This is a genomic window from Paenibacillus sp. FSL R7-0333 (assembly GCF_038000365.1).
GTDB lineage: Bacteria > Bacillota > Bacilli > Paenibacillales > Paenibacillaceae > Paenibacillus_AQ > Paenibacillus_AQ silagei.
Map to the genome: position 1 here is coordinate 5,325,501 of NZ_JBBOBZ010000001.1, position 14,976 is coordinate 5,340,476.

The following is a 14,976-nucleotide window of genomic DNA, read 5'->3' on the forward strand; positions in this document are numbered from 1 at the left end:
CCGCTTCATCGCTTCTCGCTTCCGTGGATCAGACGGTCCATGAGATCCGCAAGCGCTTTGCCGGAGTCAGAAATCTGATAGGATTGCTGCAAGAACTTATCCTTCACAGCCTTGTAGTTTACTTTCTTTTTATTGCTGGAGAAATAATGGGCCACCATTCGTGTCAGATCAGCCGGCTCTTTTTGAATATAGGGATCAAGAGCATCATAGTAATCATATTCACGGTTAGCCTGAATGAATTTGTAGACAAATACGGGCTTATCGAACAAAAGGCCTTCGAGGGCAACCGTGGAGAGGGTGGCGACCACAGCGTCCGATTTCATAATCAGCTCACGGGTATCAGCCTTTCTGTCGGTAACCACATGAACATTGCTATATTCTTCTTCATACTCGGTATACAGCGAGATCAGCTTCTTCGACAGCTCCCAGGGATGGGGCTTAATAATCAACTGGAATTGCGGATGTGAGGCCAACTGGGTAAGCAGGGTGCGGATCTTGTATTCATCGAGCGTTGGTCCGGTAGCGATTAGTAAGGTGACTTTATGAGGGTCAAGCTGGTAGGTCTCCCGGAACGAATCTTTGGGGGTATGCTGTGCCGTAAAGATATCATCATAACGCGGGTGGCCAGTGATCACAATTCGCTCCGCTTCAAGCCCTCTTCTTGTATACCAGTCGTGTTCATATTGCCCATAGATTCCGATATGGCTGGAGAATACAGGAATGAATGCTTCCTCTCCCATCAGAATTCCGTGCTGCAGACATACGCTGGGAATCCCCTTAATCCCTGCAACGACGGCAAGTGTCCGGCTGGCAACATCCTCTGTCGTACCTACCATTACAGCGGCTACCGGCAGGTCATTGTAGAGATTAAACACCATTTCAATCGTATCTACAATGGAAGGAATCCGGCTTAGGAAGGTCTGGGTAAAAAATTCATTACTGAATGCAGGGTGTCCTTCGGCCTTAGCGAATAGCTCCGCCGCCCGCTGGATCAGCTCTTCCGCCTCAGCTTTGGTGTCCTGCTTGTAGCCCAGGCTGTAAACATTGGGGATGCCAAATAGCTCATCCGCTCTGGAGCGGGATAGAATCATAGCCGAATTTCCGCTGAAATGCTCGCTGATCGTTTGCTCCGACATTCTGATATAGTCCAGATTAATCAGTATTTTGCCCTTCAGATTGGACTTCACGGGCTGATAGAGCGGCGCAACCCACTTTTCAAAGAATGGCTGAATTTGGTGCTGCTCTTGAATACCGGAATGCTCCAGCTTCAGCTTAAAATCAATGCTCCCCATCTCGCTTCTAAGCTCATCATTGATTTGCTGATAGAAATTTGTCATCAGGGCCAGAGGGATATTCCTGTACTTCAGGTCCTGCGCAACATGAATAAATTCACTATAGAGCGACCAGTAATTGGACAGATAGATGGACAATCCGTTTTCCCTCCTCGTGGTACCTTTCTATGCAAAGACTTTATTTCTTTTGCTGCTGAATGGATTTCAGCTCTTCTCTCAGCTCCTTGCAGGTGCGCTGCGGGGGAAGCATCTGAATGAACTGGCTCTTCTCCTGATGCTGCAATTGATAATGAATCGACAGCTCAGTGATATAGTTATCATCCAGAACCTCATCCACCGGGTAGAAGTCCCAGAACTGGTTGAGCCGCCAGAAGAACCGGCCGTCGCCAATTCTATAGAACTCCGGATTCTCATCCCAGTAGGACCCGAACTTGTCATGAATGACCGGAAGAATGGAGCTTCTGTGCAGGATGGAGCAATGATCGATGACGCAAGGGGCCACCGAAACGATTTTTTTGGCCGGTCTTAACTGGCTGCGGGTCACTTCATTGTGTTCATTCAAGTAGTTGACCAGCGATGCAGAGTAGGCAATCATGACCTCAGGATTCTCCTCCATATAGTCCACCATCTGCTCAAGTCTAGTATTTCTGTAACAGTTGTCATCCGTAGCATAGGAAATATACTCTCCCTTTGCTTGATACAGGGCTTGATTAATCAGCGCGGAATATCTGACCTTCTCCACTCTCTGCTGCAGGGTTTTGGTATCGCTTCGGAAGAATTTGATTCTCTTATCCTTGAGATAGGGCTCAATCACTTTCAGAGTTTCTTCATTCGAGTTATCATCCATCAGGTAGAATTCAAAATCTGTAAGCGTCTGATTCAGAATGGATTCAATGGACTTTGCGACATATGCGGCCTTATTGTAGCTGGTCATAATGATCGTAACTTTTGGCAATCGAATACCTCCCTCGCTGTTTACTTGCTATCATATGTATCCTTCTTCGAAACGGTATAGGTTAGAAGACTAAATTTTCAAATGGAGGACAGAATGCTTCTCTGGATCTAAGGGCAACCTGAATAAACGCCTAACAGAATAACTGTAAGGCGTCAATCAGGTCCGGTAAATCCGTCTATCAAGCTTGCACGTTCATTAACAAATCATGCACCCGGTGTTCAAAAGTATGGGCGGCCAGCACCTGCTGCCTCGCTGCTTCAGCTATCCGCTTGCGCTCATCGTCATGTGCCATATAGTAATGGATTTTCTGCAGTAAATCATGCTTATCCTGATACGAAACCACCTGATTTCCTTCCTCAAATTGATGACGGAGCCCGCTTCTATAGTCTGTAAGCTGAAACGCTTCACAGCTGGCCGCGTCGAAAGTGCGGTTGTTGATGCTTGTTGCGATGATCCCCGCCCGGTTCCGGTTGTACTTCTCAGCGGAGGGCCGGTGGATATTCAGCACAATCTTAGCGCCATTATAATAATTCACGGCTGTTTCGGGCTTCACCCAGGCGTTCACCAGCTCTATAGTCTGGCCGGGCTGCTTCACCCATTCATTGTAATACCTGCCCCACCCTCTCCCCACAATTTGAATCCGGTAATCGGTTCTCTGGAGTAAGAATTCGATAAGCTCTATGCGGTTACTGTAGGGTACACCTACTAAACAAATATCACTTTCATACTCTTCAGAGACCTCTGAGGGATGAAACAGGCAGGGATCTGTGCCCAGTGGCAGATGATTGACATGGGGATGACCAAGCTGTCTGTACTGTTCCAATGCGGCTTGATCGATGGTGAAGATGTAATCAAAATAAGGGATGAGCGAAACCGTCCAATCCATATAATAAGGGTCCTCGGTCAGCCATATCGCTGACTTCCCTTTGGTTTGTTGTATGAATTCCAGCACAGGTGTCGTGATTTTGAGGCCGGCCAGGACCAGAATCAGATCCGGCTGCAGGGACTGCTGCTTAAGCTTTAGCGCATCCAAGCCACTCTTTAGCGTGAAAGATTCACAACGATGGCCGGCCTTCCGAAAAGCATCCACTATACTCTGTTCAAAAAAGTAATAGACGGCCCGGAAACCTGAGGTAATAAATAGAATATTCAATCTAATCCTCCCTTATAAACTCCCAATTTCCCAAAGAATAGGATGTCGCCCCAAGCATAATATCCATGAAAACCATATGATGTGATTATGATCAAATTGGAGGTGAAAATATGGCGCAAACTTTAGTTGAATATGCAAGAAGCTTCCATACCAATCTAAGCACTGGAGTTATTATGATTCCAGTCCCTGCCACACCAACTTTGATATTAGAATTCGGTATGGCAATTCCTCCTGCTCCAAGCAATTATGTAGAACTCACTACTACCGTTGGCTGGGAGGTAACGAACGTATTTGCCACGCCGCCCGATCAGCCCAAGCTTTTGCTTGAAGTCCTTGTGGATGGAATCCTCGTCGGCAGTGCCCAGCAGTCCTCCATCTCGAACGATGAAGATGAACCGCTGCGGATGACCACCATGTTCCAGACCATTCTTACCGATCTTCCTGAAGGATATTATGCTATTCAGGTATTTGCGACAAACCTGGAGGATCTTCAAGGAGATATCACCTTAAGAGGCCCTATCCTCATCACCGGAAAAGTAATCGCCACTGTATAAAGGCTACACAAAAAAACTCCTTGGTAGAAGTCTTATTTGCTCTAAAGCAAACAAGATTAACTTCTACTAAGGAGTTTTTGTATGCATCTGAGCGGTTACCTGCTCAGAGCGCGTTCTCGCTAACCTCACGGCTCTCCAGCGCATTCCAGTCATCCTGGGACAGCAGCTCCAGCTGGGCTTCCAGCAGCGTCCGGAACCGGGTACGGTAGATCGAAGCCTGCTTGCGCAGCTCCTCGGTCTCGATCGCCACCTTGCGGGATTTGGACAACGCTTCGTTGATAATCCGGTCGGCGTTCTTCTCCGCTTCCTTGAGGATCAGCTGGGATTCCTTCTTAGAGTTGTTCTTGACATCATCCGCAGCCTCCTGGGCCACAAGAATAGTCTTGGACAGGCTTTCTTCAATATTGACGAAATGATCCAGGCGTTCCTGAAGGGTTAACAGCTGGTTGTGCAGTTCCTTGTTCTCCCGGATCACACTCTCGTAATCCTTAATCACCTGATCCAGAAATTCATTGACCTCATCTTCGTCATAACCGCGGATTCTCCGGGAGAATTCCTTGTTATGTATATCGAGCGGTGTTAATGGCATGCTGTGCACCTCCTAGAAATTTCGGTGAAGATTATAGATGAAAGACAATTACCGGCGCACGGCCTGCTAAATGTCCATATTTCCCTGAGATTATCAATTTCGACAAGCACAGCTGTAATCCTGCAAAGACTTCAGACAAATTTGCCTACCAAAATCCGGTAACGGCCCTTCTTCGTCAAGCTGCCGATCTCCAGCACCTTGAACCGTCCGAAGCCCTGGATAGAAACCATGTCCCCGTCCTTCAGCGAACAGGACGGATCTTCCTCGACCTTCCAGTTCACCCGGACGCGCCCGGCCTTGATCGGGGCCAGAATCTTGCTCCGGCTGAGCCGCGTGACATCCGCTGCAATCCCGTCAAGCCGGAGAGAAGCCACTGTGAACTCCATCGCCTCCAGCTTGACCTCACTGCTGCGCAGGCCGGATAACGGCAGAATCTCCGTACTGACGTTAATCCGGTGTACCCCGGTCAAATGGATGGACAGGTAATCCGCGATGTCAGCAGCCACCACTACGTGGCAGCCGTCTTCCAGCACATGAATATCACCGATCTTGCCTCTTGTAATGCCAAGTCCCAGGATTGCTCCCATATAATCCCCATGCATAAGCGAGAGAAATTTCTGTTCGCCTGAGGTAATCGCCAGCACGCTTAGCTCCATATCCTCTTCCGTGAGGTCACGGTAATCCGGAGCCACCAGCCCCCGCTTCCGCTCGGCATCCGAAAAACCGCCCTCCCAGCGCACAATCACATCAGGATGGCGGTTCACCAGACTCTGCAGAATATAGGCCTGACGGGGGTCCAGGAATTCGGTCAGCTTCGTCTCATGATACTCCCCGGCATTCGTGACCCACTCCCAGGCCTTGTCCACAAACGGCCGCTCATCCGGGTGGAAATGCCCGTAGATTTCATTCTTCATCGGATTAGCCGAAGACCGAGGTTACGATAGACTGAAGCCCGACTGCGGCAAAGCGCAGCATGATAATCGCGACAATCGGGGAAATATCCAGCGTTCCAAACAGCGGAGGGATAATCCTCCGGAACGGTGCCAGATACGGCTCCACCAGCTTGCCCAGCAGCTCGCCGATAAAGTTCTCACGCAGATTCGGCAGCCAGGACATCAGAATGTACACGAGGATCATGTAATAGTAAATCTGGAATAGGATGTATATAATTGAAGATACTTCGTTCAAAACCTGCTCACCTCATTCTGTTGTAATCTTGCTCGTCACCCAGGATCTCGGTAATGGAGCCTTGAATCTCCACGGTGTCCGGTGTGCACATAAATATATTGCCCCCAATTTTGGATATTCCTCCACCCAGAGCATAAACAGTTCCGCTGAGAAAATCGATAATCCGCATCGCCTGGTCATTGCGCACCCGCTGCAGGTTAATTACTACCGTGCGGTGTGAACGCAGATGGTCGGCAATCTCCTGCGCCTCATCATACGAACGCGGCTCGTAGAGCACAACCTTCACATTTTTTTGGGAATGAATGCTGACGACGTTGGCCCTCTGATTCTTGCGTGTTTCTACAGGGGCGGGTTCGTATTCATCCTCATCACGGGAGATTTGCTCCCGTTCCACAATCTCCTCTTCCTCCTGCAAGCCCAAGAAACTCATAAATCGGTTCATCACGCCCATCATTCTCCCTCCTCATGACCTACTAATACCGTTCCCAGGCGTACCCGGGTGGCTCCTTCCTGTATCGCCACTTCAAAGTCATTCGACATGCCCATCGACAGCTCTTGTATTGGCTCAGGTGTCAAGCCCAGGAGATTCAGGCGGTCACGCAGCTCGCGGAGTCCGCGGAATACCGGCCGGGTCGCCTCGGGGTCTTCCTCGTGAGGGGCCATCGTCATCAGGCCGATGACCTTCACCCGGTCAAGCGGGGCGATCTCCCTCAGGAAGTCCTCCACCGTTTCCGGCGCCAGGCCGAACTTGGTATCCTCGCCTGAAATATTCACCTGCAGGAACACTTTCACTTCAAGTCCTGCAGCTTCCGCCTTCTTATGCAGCTCCCTGGCCAGCGACAGCCGGTCCAGAGAGTGAATATATTGAAATTTACCGATAACGTCCTTCACCTTATTCGTCTGCAAATGCCCGATAAAGTGCCATATTCCCTTATGCCCAAGCGCATTCCATTTCGGCTCCGCATCCTGCCAGCGGCTCTCGGCGATCTCCTCAAGACCTGCCTCCAGCACAGCGGCAACCGTATTCAGCGATACGTATTTCGTTACCGCAATCAGCTTGACTTCACTGGCATCCCGGCCGCTGGCCGTGCAGGCCCGTGCGACACGTTTCCGGGTAGTGGCTATTCTTTCTTGTAGCGAGGCCAAAATGTCAACTCTCCTTTATTCCGATCCAGCTCGTCATTCTCCCAGTGACCCCGTTTTCCTTCCGGTAGGAGAAGAACAGATCACTGTTACAGCTTGTACACCAAGTTGTACATTCGATATGAGTCGGCAATATTCCTGCTTTTATCATAATGCGTTGATTCAATTCTTTCAAGTTCAGCATCATTTTGCTGCTGTCTGTCTCCGATGGTCTATATACAGCCCGCGCGCCTTCTGCCGCAGCCGGCAGGTTCAGCCCGGCCTCCAGGCGGCGGACAGGGTCCATTACATAATCATCCACCTCATAGCAGCAGTCACCGATGGAAGGTCCTATAGCAGCCTGTATGTCCTCAGGACGGCTTCCGAACGTCTGTCCCATGCGCTCCACCATCGCCGCCGCGATTCCCGCCACAGTCCCCTTCCAGCCAGCATGCGCCAGCCCTACTACTTGGTTCAGCGGATCATGGAAGAACAGCGGCACACAATCAGCGTAAAAAGAAGTCAGCAGCACCCCGGGCACATTCGTCAGCAGCCCGTCCGTGGCCTGAAAGGCAGAGGCCCGGTCCAGGCTGCCCCGGCCCCGGTCCTGTTCTGTAATGACTGCGATCTCTTTGCCGTGGGTCTGTTCCCCGCAGGTCCAGTCGGCCAGCCTGAAGCCCAAACTCGCAGCCAGCAGGCTGCGGTTAGCCAGCACATCCGCCGGATCATCGCCTACATGAAAAGCACAATTGAAGCTGTCATAAGGCTTCGTGCCGCTTCCGCCTGCTCTGCCGGTAAAGCCTGCAGTAATGCCCCTATACGGCTCACGCCACGGCTCCAGATGCAGCAGCATAGGCGCTGCGCCATTTTGCATAAACGGTTCCATCTCTTCACCTCCGCTTAAGTGTAACACACTCAGCCCCACAAACTCTTCCCCACAAAGTGAAGTAATGCTTCGGAGTGGATTCAAGTACTTTGCAGGGGCCCCGAAAAACCTCCTTACAAACCCACCCTATGACTATACCCATAAAGGCAGAAAAAAGACGCACCTCATTAATAAGTGCGCCGTTCACTGCGGTCCGGCCGATCCAGGTACATCATCTCGCGGTCTTCCTGTCCCTGCGGCATACGGGGCTCCTCCAGCTTCACGAGCACGACATCCGCACCGATCTTCACGATATTCCGCCACGGAATCACCAGATCGGCGCCGCCGCCAAACAGCCCCATGAATCTGGTGTACCCCGGGACAATCACAGCGTCAATGACGCCTCTACGCAAATCCAGCTCCAGATCGCTGATCTGGCCCAGCCGTTTACCGTCAACAATATTGATTACATCTTTGGTTTGAAAATCGGAGATTTTCATCTTTTTCCCCGAAGCTGACGTTTCCTCAATCATCCTGCCACCCCTGTACATTCAGACCTATAGCTTCAGTATATGTCCTTAGGGCTTGGCCGCATGACTGTATTCCAGAGCCTTAGCGCCACGGACATATAAAAGGATATCCCGGCTAGCGGCTAGTTGCCGCCATCCGGAATATCCTCCGCTCATCTATAGACTGTGGTCAGGACTTTACATGCTTTTGCATTTGCTGGATCGCCGATTTCTCAAGCCGTGAGACCTGGGCCTGTGAGATGCCAATCTCGTCGGCGACCTCCATCTGGGTCTTGCCTTCGAAGAAGCGCATCGACAGAATGCGTTTCTCGCGCTGTCCCAGCCGCTGCATGGCCTCCCGGAGCGCAATCTCCTCAATCCAGGAGACATCCTTGTTCTTGTCGTCGCTGATCTGATCCATCACATAGATCGGGTCCCCGCCGTCATGATAGATCGGCTCAAACAGGGAGACCGGGTCCTGGATCGCATCCAGAGCGAAGACAACATCCTCCTTCGGAACACCGAGCGCTTCGGATATTTCGAAGATCGTCGGCTCCCGCGAATTCTGGTTCGTCAGACTGTCACGCACCTGCAGCGCCTTATAGGCAATGTCGCGCAGGGAGCGGGATACCCGGATCGGGTTGTTGTCCCGCAAGTAGCGGCGGATCTCTCCGATGATCATCGGCACCGCATAGGTGGAGAACTTGACATTCTGCGATAAATCGAAATTATCGATGGCTTTCATGAGTCCGATGCAGCCTACCTGAAACAAATCATCCACGAACTCTCCACGATTATTGAACCTTTGAATCACGCTTAGCACAAGCCTGAGGTTGCCATTTACCAATTTCTCTCTGGCGGATCGCTCGCCCTGCTGCTGCAGCGAAGTGAACAATGCCCGCATTTCCACGTTCGTGAGAACAGGCAGCTTGGCGGTGTCCACACCGCAAATCTCGACTTTATTTCGGGTCATGATGATTAACCTCCCAAGGAGAAACATTACTGTACATTATCTCCCCGGTCCGGCATTTTATTCCTCGGCTTTCATCACTTACACCATCTTGTTGAACTCCTTGCGCAGCCGCTTGATAATTCGTTTCTCCAGGCGTGAAATATAGGATTGGGAGATGCCCAGCAGATCGGCCACATCCTTTTGCGTTTTTTCCTCGCCGCCCCGCAGCCCGAACCGCAGCTCCATAATCAGCCGTTCCCGCTCGCTAAGCTTCTCCAGCGCCTTCTGCAGCAGCTTACGGTCGACCTGCTCCTCGATGTTGCGGTAGATCGTATCGTTCTCCGTGCCCAGCACATCCGAGAGCAGCAGCTCGTTGCCGTCCCAGTCAATATTCAGCGGTTCATCAAAAGAAACCTCGCTTCTGGTCTTACTGTTGCGCCGCAGATACATCAGAATCTCATTCTCGATGCAGCGCGAGGCGTAGGTGGCCAGCTTGATTTTTTTCTCCGGATCAAAGGTGTTGACCGCCTTAATGAGTCCAATCGCGCCAATAGATACCAGATCCTCGATGTTAATGCCGGTGTTCTCGAATTTTCGGGCGATGTAGACCACCAGCCGCAGGTTACGCTCAATCAGCATGGCCCGGACAGCCGCATCCCCGCTGGAGAGCCGCTGGAGCAGAAATTCCTCCTCCTCGCGTGTCAGCGGCGGCGGCAGCGCTTCACTTCCCCCGATATAATAAATCTCCTGGCTCTTCAGACCGAGCAGAAACAGCATGCGGTAATACTGCAGTTGCAGCACAAGCTTGAATTTGACCATTATTGTTCCTCCTATAGGTTACTTAGCCCATCACCTTGTCAGCCGGTGCTTCTGGAGCACTCTCTTTATGGGTCAGGTCAGGATGTATGACCGCCCGGTACGCGCCGTCTCCCGACAGTGTCCCGCCATCCAGCCCGATGAGTACCCTTGTGCTGCAAAAGGTATCACCGCCAAGCTCTATCCTCACCTTATCCGGCTTCAGCGCGAGCATGAAGGATGCCCCGCGGTTGACGCCTCTGTACGGCACCAGCCGCACTCTGTCCTGCCAGGCGAACGACTGCCCGTCCGTTTCCAGTACAAGTGTATCTGCACCCGTCTGGGTCAGCCTCCCTTTCCAGGAAGCCGGCAAATGGCCCTCCCACAGCGAGGCTTCCATCACCATCACCGGAATCCTCGTCAGCGGATCGCTGAGCCGGTTCCCGGTATCCAGCAGTCCGGGGCAGGTAACCGACACTCCGTCGATCTCCACCGTCACTTCCCCGATATAGGAGTCCAGCTGCTCTCTGTGCCGGCGGGAGGACTGGATCAGCTTGAAGAGCAGCAGCACCAGCGGAAGCAGGGTAAGCACGAACCAGAACCCGATCTTCAGCCGGTAAGCTTGGCCTCCCGATGAGGTGAAGATCATGCCCTTCCAGAGGTCACCAGAGCTTTGCAGCAGATAATGAACGCCTATGATCCCTCCCGCCGCCGCAAAATTAATGATATAAAACGCCCCAAATGCCCGAAGATAGCTTTGCAGACTTCTAAATCCAAAGGCTATCCAGATCATCAAAACCGATAAACCGAATTTGACGAGAAAGGTATACAGAAAGGACAGCTCCGGTACAAACATCATGACAACATAGAGCGCCCCCGCCAGCGCTGAGAGTGTCAGCCGCCACCAGGACACCTTGTGCTTCACCAGCCAGCTTGTCAGCCACAGCAGGACTCCGTCGATCAGCAGATTGGCGGCAAAAATCAAGTCAATATACACAACCATCGCTCTCACCTGCCTGCAAGCGGATATCTATCCGGAGGCCGGGGTGCAGGCTCTCTTTTTAGACGATAAGATTAGTATAGAAACTCCCGCATCCAAAGTCTGTCTAAACATGGGGGGCGTTCTTGCAGTTTTTTTGTCGAGTTATGGGCCTTGAGAGGAACTTCAGCGCACAAGTGGAAACGGCTTTGCCGTCCTTTTAAAGGACGGTACCGTTTCAGCGAGAAATAGAAGGATAATGTATAGCGTGGAACATATAAATTCTTATATTTCAACAAAAGCCAGCCTTAAGCGGCTGGCTTCAGACGTGCCGGATTTAATTGTTGATAGATTTCAACTCTTCTTCGGAGAGTCCGGTTGCCTTCTGCACTGAAGCACGATCCATTCCCATAGACAGGAGATTCTTTGCTATAACACGTTTGGCTTCCAGCTCACCTGCCGCTGTACCCTTGGCGAAGCCTTCCCTAAGCGCACCATCCCGCTGCGAGGCTTCGTCCATCAGAAACTTCTGGCGGTCCTCATATTTACGGCGGGCTTCTGAATCCTGACTCAGAAATTCCAGCGTCTCCATCGCCTTCTTCAAGGCTGGCTCGTTCATTTGCAGCACCTCCCAATCAGAGTAGTCAATCCCTTTTAGAAATAACAGCCAGTTCACAAGGCCGCCCTCGCCGGGTATACGCGGCTGGTTCAGCTTGGGCAGCTCCAGGAAATGAATCTCGATATCGTCTGTCAGCGGCGCTCCGCTGCTGTCCTCCCGCAAATGAAATACACTATGGGTATGTTCATTGGGCAGCACCTTATAATTCAGAATGTTGATCGTCACGCACTTCTTGAGATCAATATATTTGCCGTTGACCTGAAGCTGGCCGGCATACCGTTTGCTCCAATAATACAACGTGCGTTTCTCAATATCATATTTGTTGAAAAGCTGCATCTCGATGTTGATCAGCTTGCCGTCAACCGTCTTCGCCCATATATCAAATATCGCCTGCTTATCCAGCGGATCATCCTTATCCGTATAAGGATTAAGCAGCACTACTTCCTCCAGCGGAAGATCGCCCGCATCCAAGAATATCCGGTTCAGAAAAGCGAGCAGTACATCCTTGTTGCCCTCGCTTGCAAATATCCGCTTAAATACAAAATCCACCCGGGGGTCCAGCATTTCCATGGTATCGTCTCCCGTTAACGTTATTATACAGCCTGAAAAGCAAAAAAACACCATACCCCGCAGTTCAAAGCTGCGTGATACGGTGCTTCCGTAACAGTCTAAGCTATAATCGCTATTAATAACTCTTAATCATTATTGCCGCGTGTCCGGTTGCGCAGGAAGGTCGGAATATCCAGCTGATCAGAGCTTGTCTGATTCCCGAACGGACGAAGATTCTCACTCTTGCTCTTATTATCAGCAGAGGGTTCGCTGTTTGCCGCAGGACGGCGTACAGGAGCTATGGGAGAAGGCTTGTGTTCAAAACCGGTCGCAATAACCGTAACCTTGATCTCGTCCTTCATGCTCTCTTCGATAATGGCACCGAAGATCATATTCACTTCAGGGTCCGAAGCAGAGGTAACAATCTCGGCAGCTTCATTCACTTCGTACAGGGAGAGGTTAGAGCCGCCTGTAATATTCATAATGACGCCGCGCGCACCTTCGATGGAGGTTTCAAGCAGCGGGCTCATAATCGCCTTGCGGGCCGCCTCAGATGCCCGGTTCTCGCCGGTGGCAATCCCGATGCCCATAAGCGCTGAACCGCGCTCCGTCATAATCGTCTTTACATCGGCAAAGTCAAGGTTGATCAGGCCGGGAACCTGAATAAGGTCGGAGATGCCTTGCACCGCCTGACGGAGTACATTGTCCGCTTCACGGAAGGCTTCGAGCATTGGAGTCTTCTTATCCACAATTTCCAGGAGGCGGTCATTCGGAATCACAATCAGCGTATCAACCTTTTCCTTGAGCGCTTCGATTCCAAGCTCTGCCTGGTTGGCACGTTTTCTGCCTTCAAAAGTGAACGGGCGGGTCACGACGCCTACCGTCAATGCTCCGCATTCTCTGGCGATTTCGGCAATGACAGGCGCAGCGCCTGTTCCGGTACCGCCGCCCATGCCTGCGGTAACGAAGACCATATCTGCGCCCTTCAGCGTATTTGAGATCAGATCGCGGGATTCCTCTGCCGCCTTCTTGCCGACCTCAGGATTCGCTCCTGCGCCAAGTCCGCGGGTCAATTTATCCCCGATTTGTAATTTATGCTCCGATTTGGCCATATGCAGCGCTTGGGCGTCTGTATTAACCGTGATGAACTCAACACCCTGAACGCCATTTTCAATCATCCGGTTCACAGCATTGCTTCCGCCGCCGCCGACGCCGATGACTTTTATTTGCGCCAAACTCTCCATTTCAAAATCAAATTCCAACATATTGTTTCCATCTCCCCCTCGAGTAGTGCTTGGATGGCCAGTCCAAGTATATCTGGATTACACTTATATGAACTCGCTAAACATATTCTTTAGTCGTTCCACCAGACCCGGCTTCTTGGAAGAATCCTGAACCGGCGCTGCGCTCTGCTTGCTGCGGTTAACGGTCTTCTTGTTGGCACTTCCGCCGCTGCTCCGTCCGCGGTAGTTACGTACCACATTATGAAGAATGCCTACGCCGCCGGTGAAGCCTGGATCGCGTACTCCAATATAATCCGGAACAGCGATCCGTACGGAGGCTGCCAGTTCGTTCTGGGCTACCTTAAGCACCCCAGGCATCGATACTGTGCCACCCGTAAGTATATAACCTCCCGGGAGCTCCGTATAACCAAGCCGCTTCACTTCCTGACGGATCAGGTGGAAGATTTCCTGGACTCTCGGCTCGATAATCGCAGCCAGATCTTCCTGGTTGAATTCCTTCTCTACATTGCTGCCGATACGCAGGACCTTGAAGACGACCTCCGAAGCGGCATCGTCGATCCAGGCACAGCCGTATTTCAGCTTGACCTTCTCGGCCTGGTCGGTAAGTGTCCGAAGTCCGTACGCAATATCATTGGTTATGAATTCTCCTCCGATCGGAATCGTGGAGGTTGCACTAAGGGAACCTTCTTCATATACGGCTATCGTGGCTTGTCCTGCACCTATATCCACCAGTACAGCCCCCATCGATTTCTCATCTTTGGAGAGCGCTAATCCGCCAGCCCCGAGAGACATAAGGACAAGATCTTTAACCTTCAGACCTGATTTCTCCACGCAGCGGAGCAGATTATGTATGGGGGTCTTGGCACCGGTAATGATCGTGGCCTCCACTTCCAGGCGGACGCCGATCATTCCGCGCGGGTCCTGAATGCCTTCTAGGCCGTCGACGATATACTGCTTTGCGACAACATCAATGACCTCGCGTTCCGGCGGGAGTGCAATAACCTCCGCTGCCTTGATTACACGGTCGATGTCATCTTCGCCGATCTCACGGTCCTCATTCTGAACGGCAACTACGCCGTGGCTGGATTGCAGGCCGATATGATTGCCGGATATGCCGACATACACCTCGGATATTTGAATACCGACCATTTGCTCCGCATGCTCTACGGCACTCCTGATCGATTGCACAGTCTGATCGATGTCTACAATCGCACCCTTGCGTATCCCTTCCGAATCAGCAGATCCAACGCCAATAATATTGAAGGTTCCACTAGTAACTTCCCCGATTATTGCCCGAACTTTGGATGTACCGATGTCCAAACTAACAATGATGTCATTGTTGCTCAAGCCCTATGGCACCTCCTGTTATAATCATAATAAACATGTCTTTGATCCCGGTCGCGGGAAACATCTCTGTACATATTCAACATCCCTAATCCTTTCCCTCTTTTTTCAACAAATTTTTTGAGAGGAATAATATGACAAGGTATTCACGTGCAGGCAGACGCTCTCCGCTTAGCGGGATCAGCACCTGACATTCAAACAAGTGGAAACGGCATTGTCGTCCGTTTAAGGACGATACCGTTTCAGCGAGAAATAGAAGGATAATGA

At 51.3% G+C, this 14,976-nt stretch carries 17 protein-coding genes; 1 reads left to right on the forward strand and 16 read right to left on the reverse strand.

Translation table 11 applies throughout. From position 1 onward, the window contains the following. Window positions 1-5: 5 nt before the first annotated feature. From MKY86_RS22460 to MKY86_RS22470, 3 genes are all read right to left on the reverse strand, one after another. Complete coding sequence (locus MKY86_RS22460) at window positions 6-1,430, reverse strand: CDP-glycerol glycerophosphotransferase family protein (RefSeq protein WP_076075946.1); 1,425 nt, start codon at window positions 1,428-1,430, stop codon at window positions 6-8. A 40-nt stretch (window positions 1,431-1,470) separates the two neighbouring features. Then, window positions 1,471-2,247 carry a glycosyltransferase family 2 protein gene (locus MKY86_RS22465; protein WP_076075943.1) on the reverse strand — a complete coding sequence of 259 codons (777 nt, stop codon included), beginning with the start codon at window positions 2,245-2,247 and terminating at the stop codon, window positions 1,471-1,473. 178 nt (window positions 2,248-2,425) lie between these two features. Then, entirely contained in the window at window positions 2,426-3,400 is a 975-nt protein-coding gene (locus tag MKY86_RS22470) for a CgeB family protein (protein ID WP_076075941.1), read from the reverse strand. 110 nt (window positions 3,401-3,510) lie between these two features. Here MKY86_RS22470 and MKY86_RS22475 point away from each other — a divergent pair, with 110 nt between their 5' ends. Next, the gene (locus tag MKY86_RS22475; protein ID WP_036724258.1) at window positions 3,511-3,954 is read left to right on the forward strand and encodes a hypothetical protein; all 444 of its coding nucleotides are present in this window, start codon (window positions 3,511-3,513) and stop codon (window positions 3,952-3,954) included. A 103-nt stretch (window positions 3,955-4,057) separates the two neighbouring features. Here the strand turns inward: MKY86_RS22475 and MKY86_RS22480 are convergent, their stop codons facing one another. The 13 genes from MKY86_RS22480 to ftsA form a co-directional block, all read right to left on the reverse strand. Then, on the reverse strand, window positions 4,058-4,543 hold the full coding sequence (locus tag MKY86_RS22480) for a DivIVA domain-containing protein (protein ID WP_036690176.1): 486 nt from the start codon (window positions 4,541-4,543) through the stop codon (window positions 4,058-4,060). A gap of 131 nt (window positions 4,544-4,674) precedes the next feature. Continuing rightward, window positions 4,675-5,457 (reverse strand): YlmH family RNA-binding protein, encoded by a 783-nt coding sequence (locus MKY86_RS22485; protein WP_076075939.1) that lies wholly within the window; start codon window positions 5,455-5,457, stop codon window positions 4,675-4,677. A 4-nt stretch (window positions 5,458-5,461) separates the two neighbouring features. Further along, the gene (locus tag MKY86_RS22490) at window positions 5,462-5,731 is read right to left on the reverse strand and encodes a YggT family protein (protein WP_036690179.1); all 270 of its coding nucleotides are present in this window, start codon (window positions 5,729-5,731) and stop codon (window positions 5,462-5,464) included. A 7-nt stretch (window positions 5,732-5,738) separates the two neighbouring features. Then, a complete protein-coding gene (locus MKY86_RS22495) occupies window positions 5,739-6,182 on the reverse strand; it encodes a cell division protein SepF (RefSeq protein WP_036690181.1) in 444 nt (147 codons plus the stop codon). Beyond that, a complete protein-coding gene (locus MKY86_RS22500) occupies window positions 6,182-6,877 on the reverse strand; it encodes a YggS family pyridoxal phosphate-dependent enzyme (protein WP_076075936.1) in 696 nt (231 codons plus the stop codon). Before MKY86_RS22500 ends, MKY86_RS22495 begins: the two co-directional genes overlap by 1 nt. Window positions 6,878-6,881: 4 nt before the next feature. Further along, window positions 6,882-7,739, reverse strand: a complete 858-nt coding sequence (pgeF, locus tag MKY86_RS22505; RefSeq protein WP_076075934.1) for a peptidoglycan editing factor PgeF — start codon at window positions 7,737-7,739, stop codon at window positions 6,882-6,884. Window positions 7,740-7,906: 167 nt separating this feature from the next. Continuing rightward, window positions 7,907-8,251: a YlmC/YmxH family sporulation protein gene (locus MKY86_RS22510; protein WP_036724265.1), complete on the reverse strand. Its 345-nt coding sequence runs from the start codon at window positions 8,249-8,251 to the stop codon at window positions 7,907-7,909. A 166-nt stretch (window positions 8,252-8,417) separates the two neighbouring features. Continuing rightward, window positions 8,418-9,200, reverse strand: coding sequence for an RNA polymerase sporulation sigma factor SigG (gene sigG / locus MKY86_RS22515; RefSeq protein ID WP_036690188.1), 783 nt, complete (start codon window positions 9,198-9,200; stop codon window positions 8,418-8,420). Window positions 9,201-9,278: 78 nt separating this feature from the next. Continuing rightward, complete coding sequence (gene sigE / locus MKY86_RS22520) at window positions 9,279-10,001, reverse strand: RNA polymerase sporulation sigma factor SigE (protein ID WP_036690190.1); 723 nt, start codon at window positions 9,999-10,001, stop codon at window positions 9,279-9,281. Window positions 10,002-10,020: 19 nt separating this feature from the next. Then, window positions 10,021-10,977, reverse strand: coding sequence for a sigma-E processing peptidase SpoIIGA (gene spoIIGA, locus MKY86_RS22525; RefSeq protein ID WP_076075931.1), 957 nt, complete (start codon window positions 10,975-10,977; stop codon window positions 10,021-10,023). A 313-nt stretch (window positions 10,978-11,290) separates the two neighbouring features. Further along, window positions 11,291-12,142 carry an Rpn family recombination-promoting nuclease/putative transposase gene (locus MKY86_RS22530; RefSeq protein WP_076075928.1) on the reverse strand — a complete coding sequence of 284 codons (852 nt, stop codon included), beginning with the start codon at window positions 12,140-12,142 and terminating at the stop codon, window positions 11,291-11,293. Window positions 12,143-12,267: 125 nt separating this feature from the next. Further along, window positions 12,268-13,386, reverse strand: coding sequence for a cell division protein FtsZ (gene ftsZ, locus MKY86_RS22535; RefSeq protein ID WP_036724269.1), 1,119 nt, complete (start codon window positions 13,384-13,386; stop codon window positions 12,268-12,270). A 63-nt stretch (window positions 13,387-13,449) separates the two neighbouring features. Further along, on the reverse strand, window positions 13,450-14,712 hold the full coding sequence (ftsA, locus tag MKY86_RS22540) for a cell division protein FtsA (RefSeq protein WP_036690197.1): 1,263 nt from the start codon (window positions 14,710-14,712) through the stop codon (window positions 13,450-13,452). Window positions 14,713-14,976 lie beyond the last annotated feature (264 nt).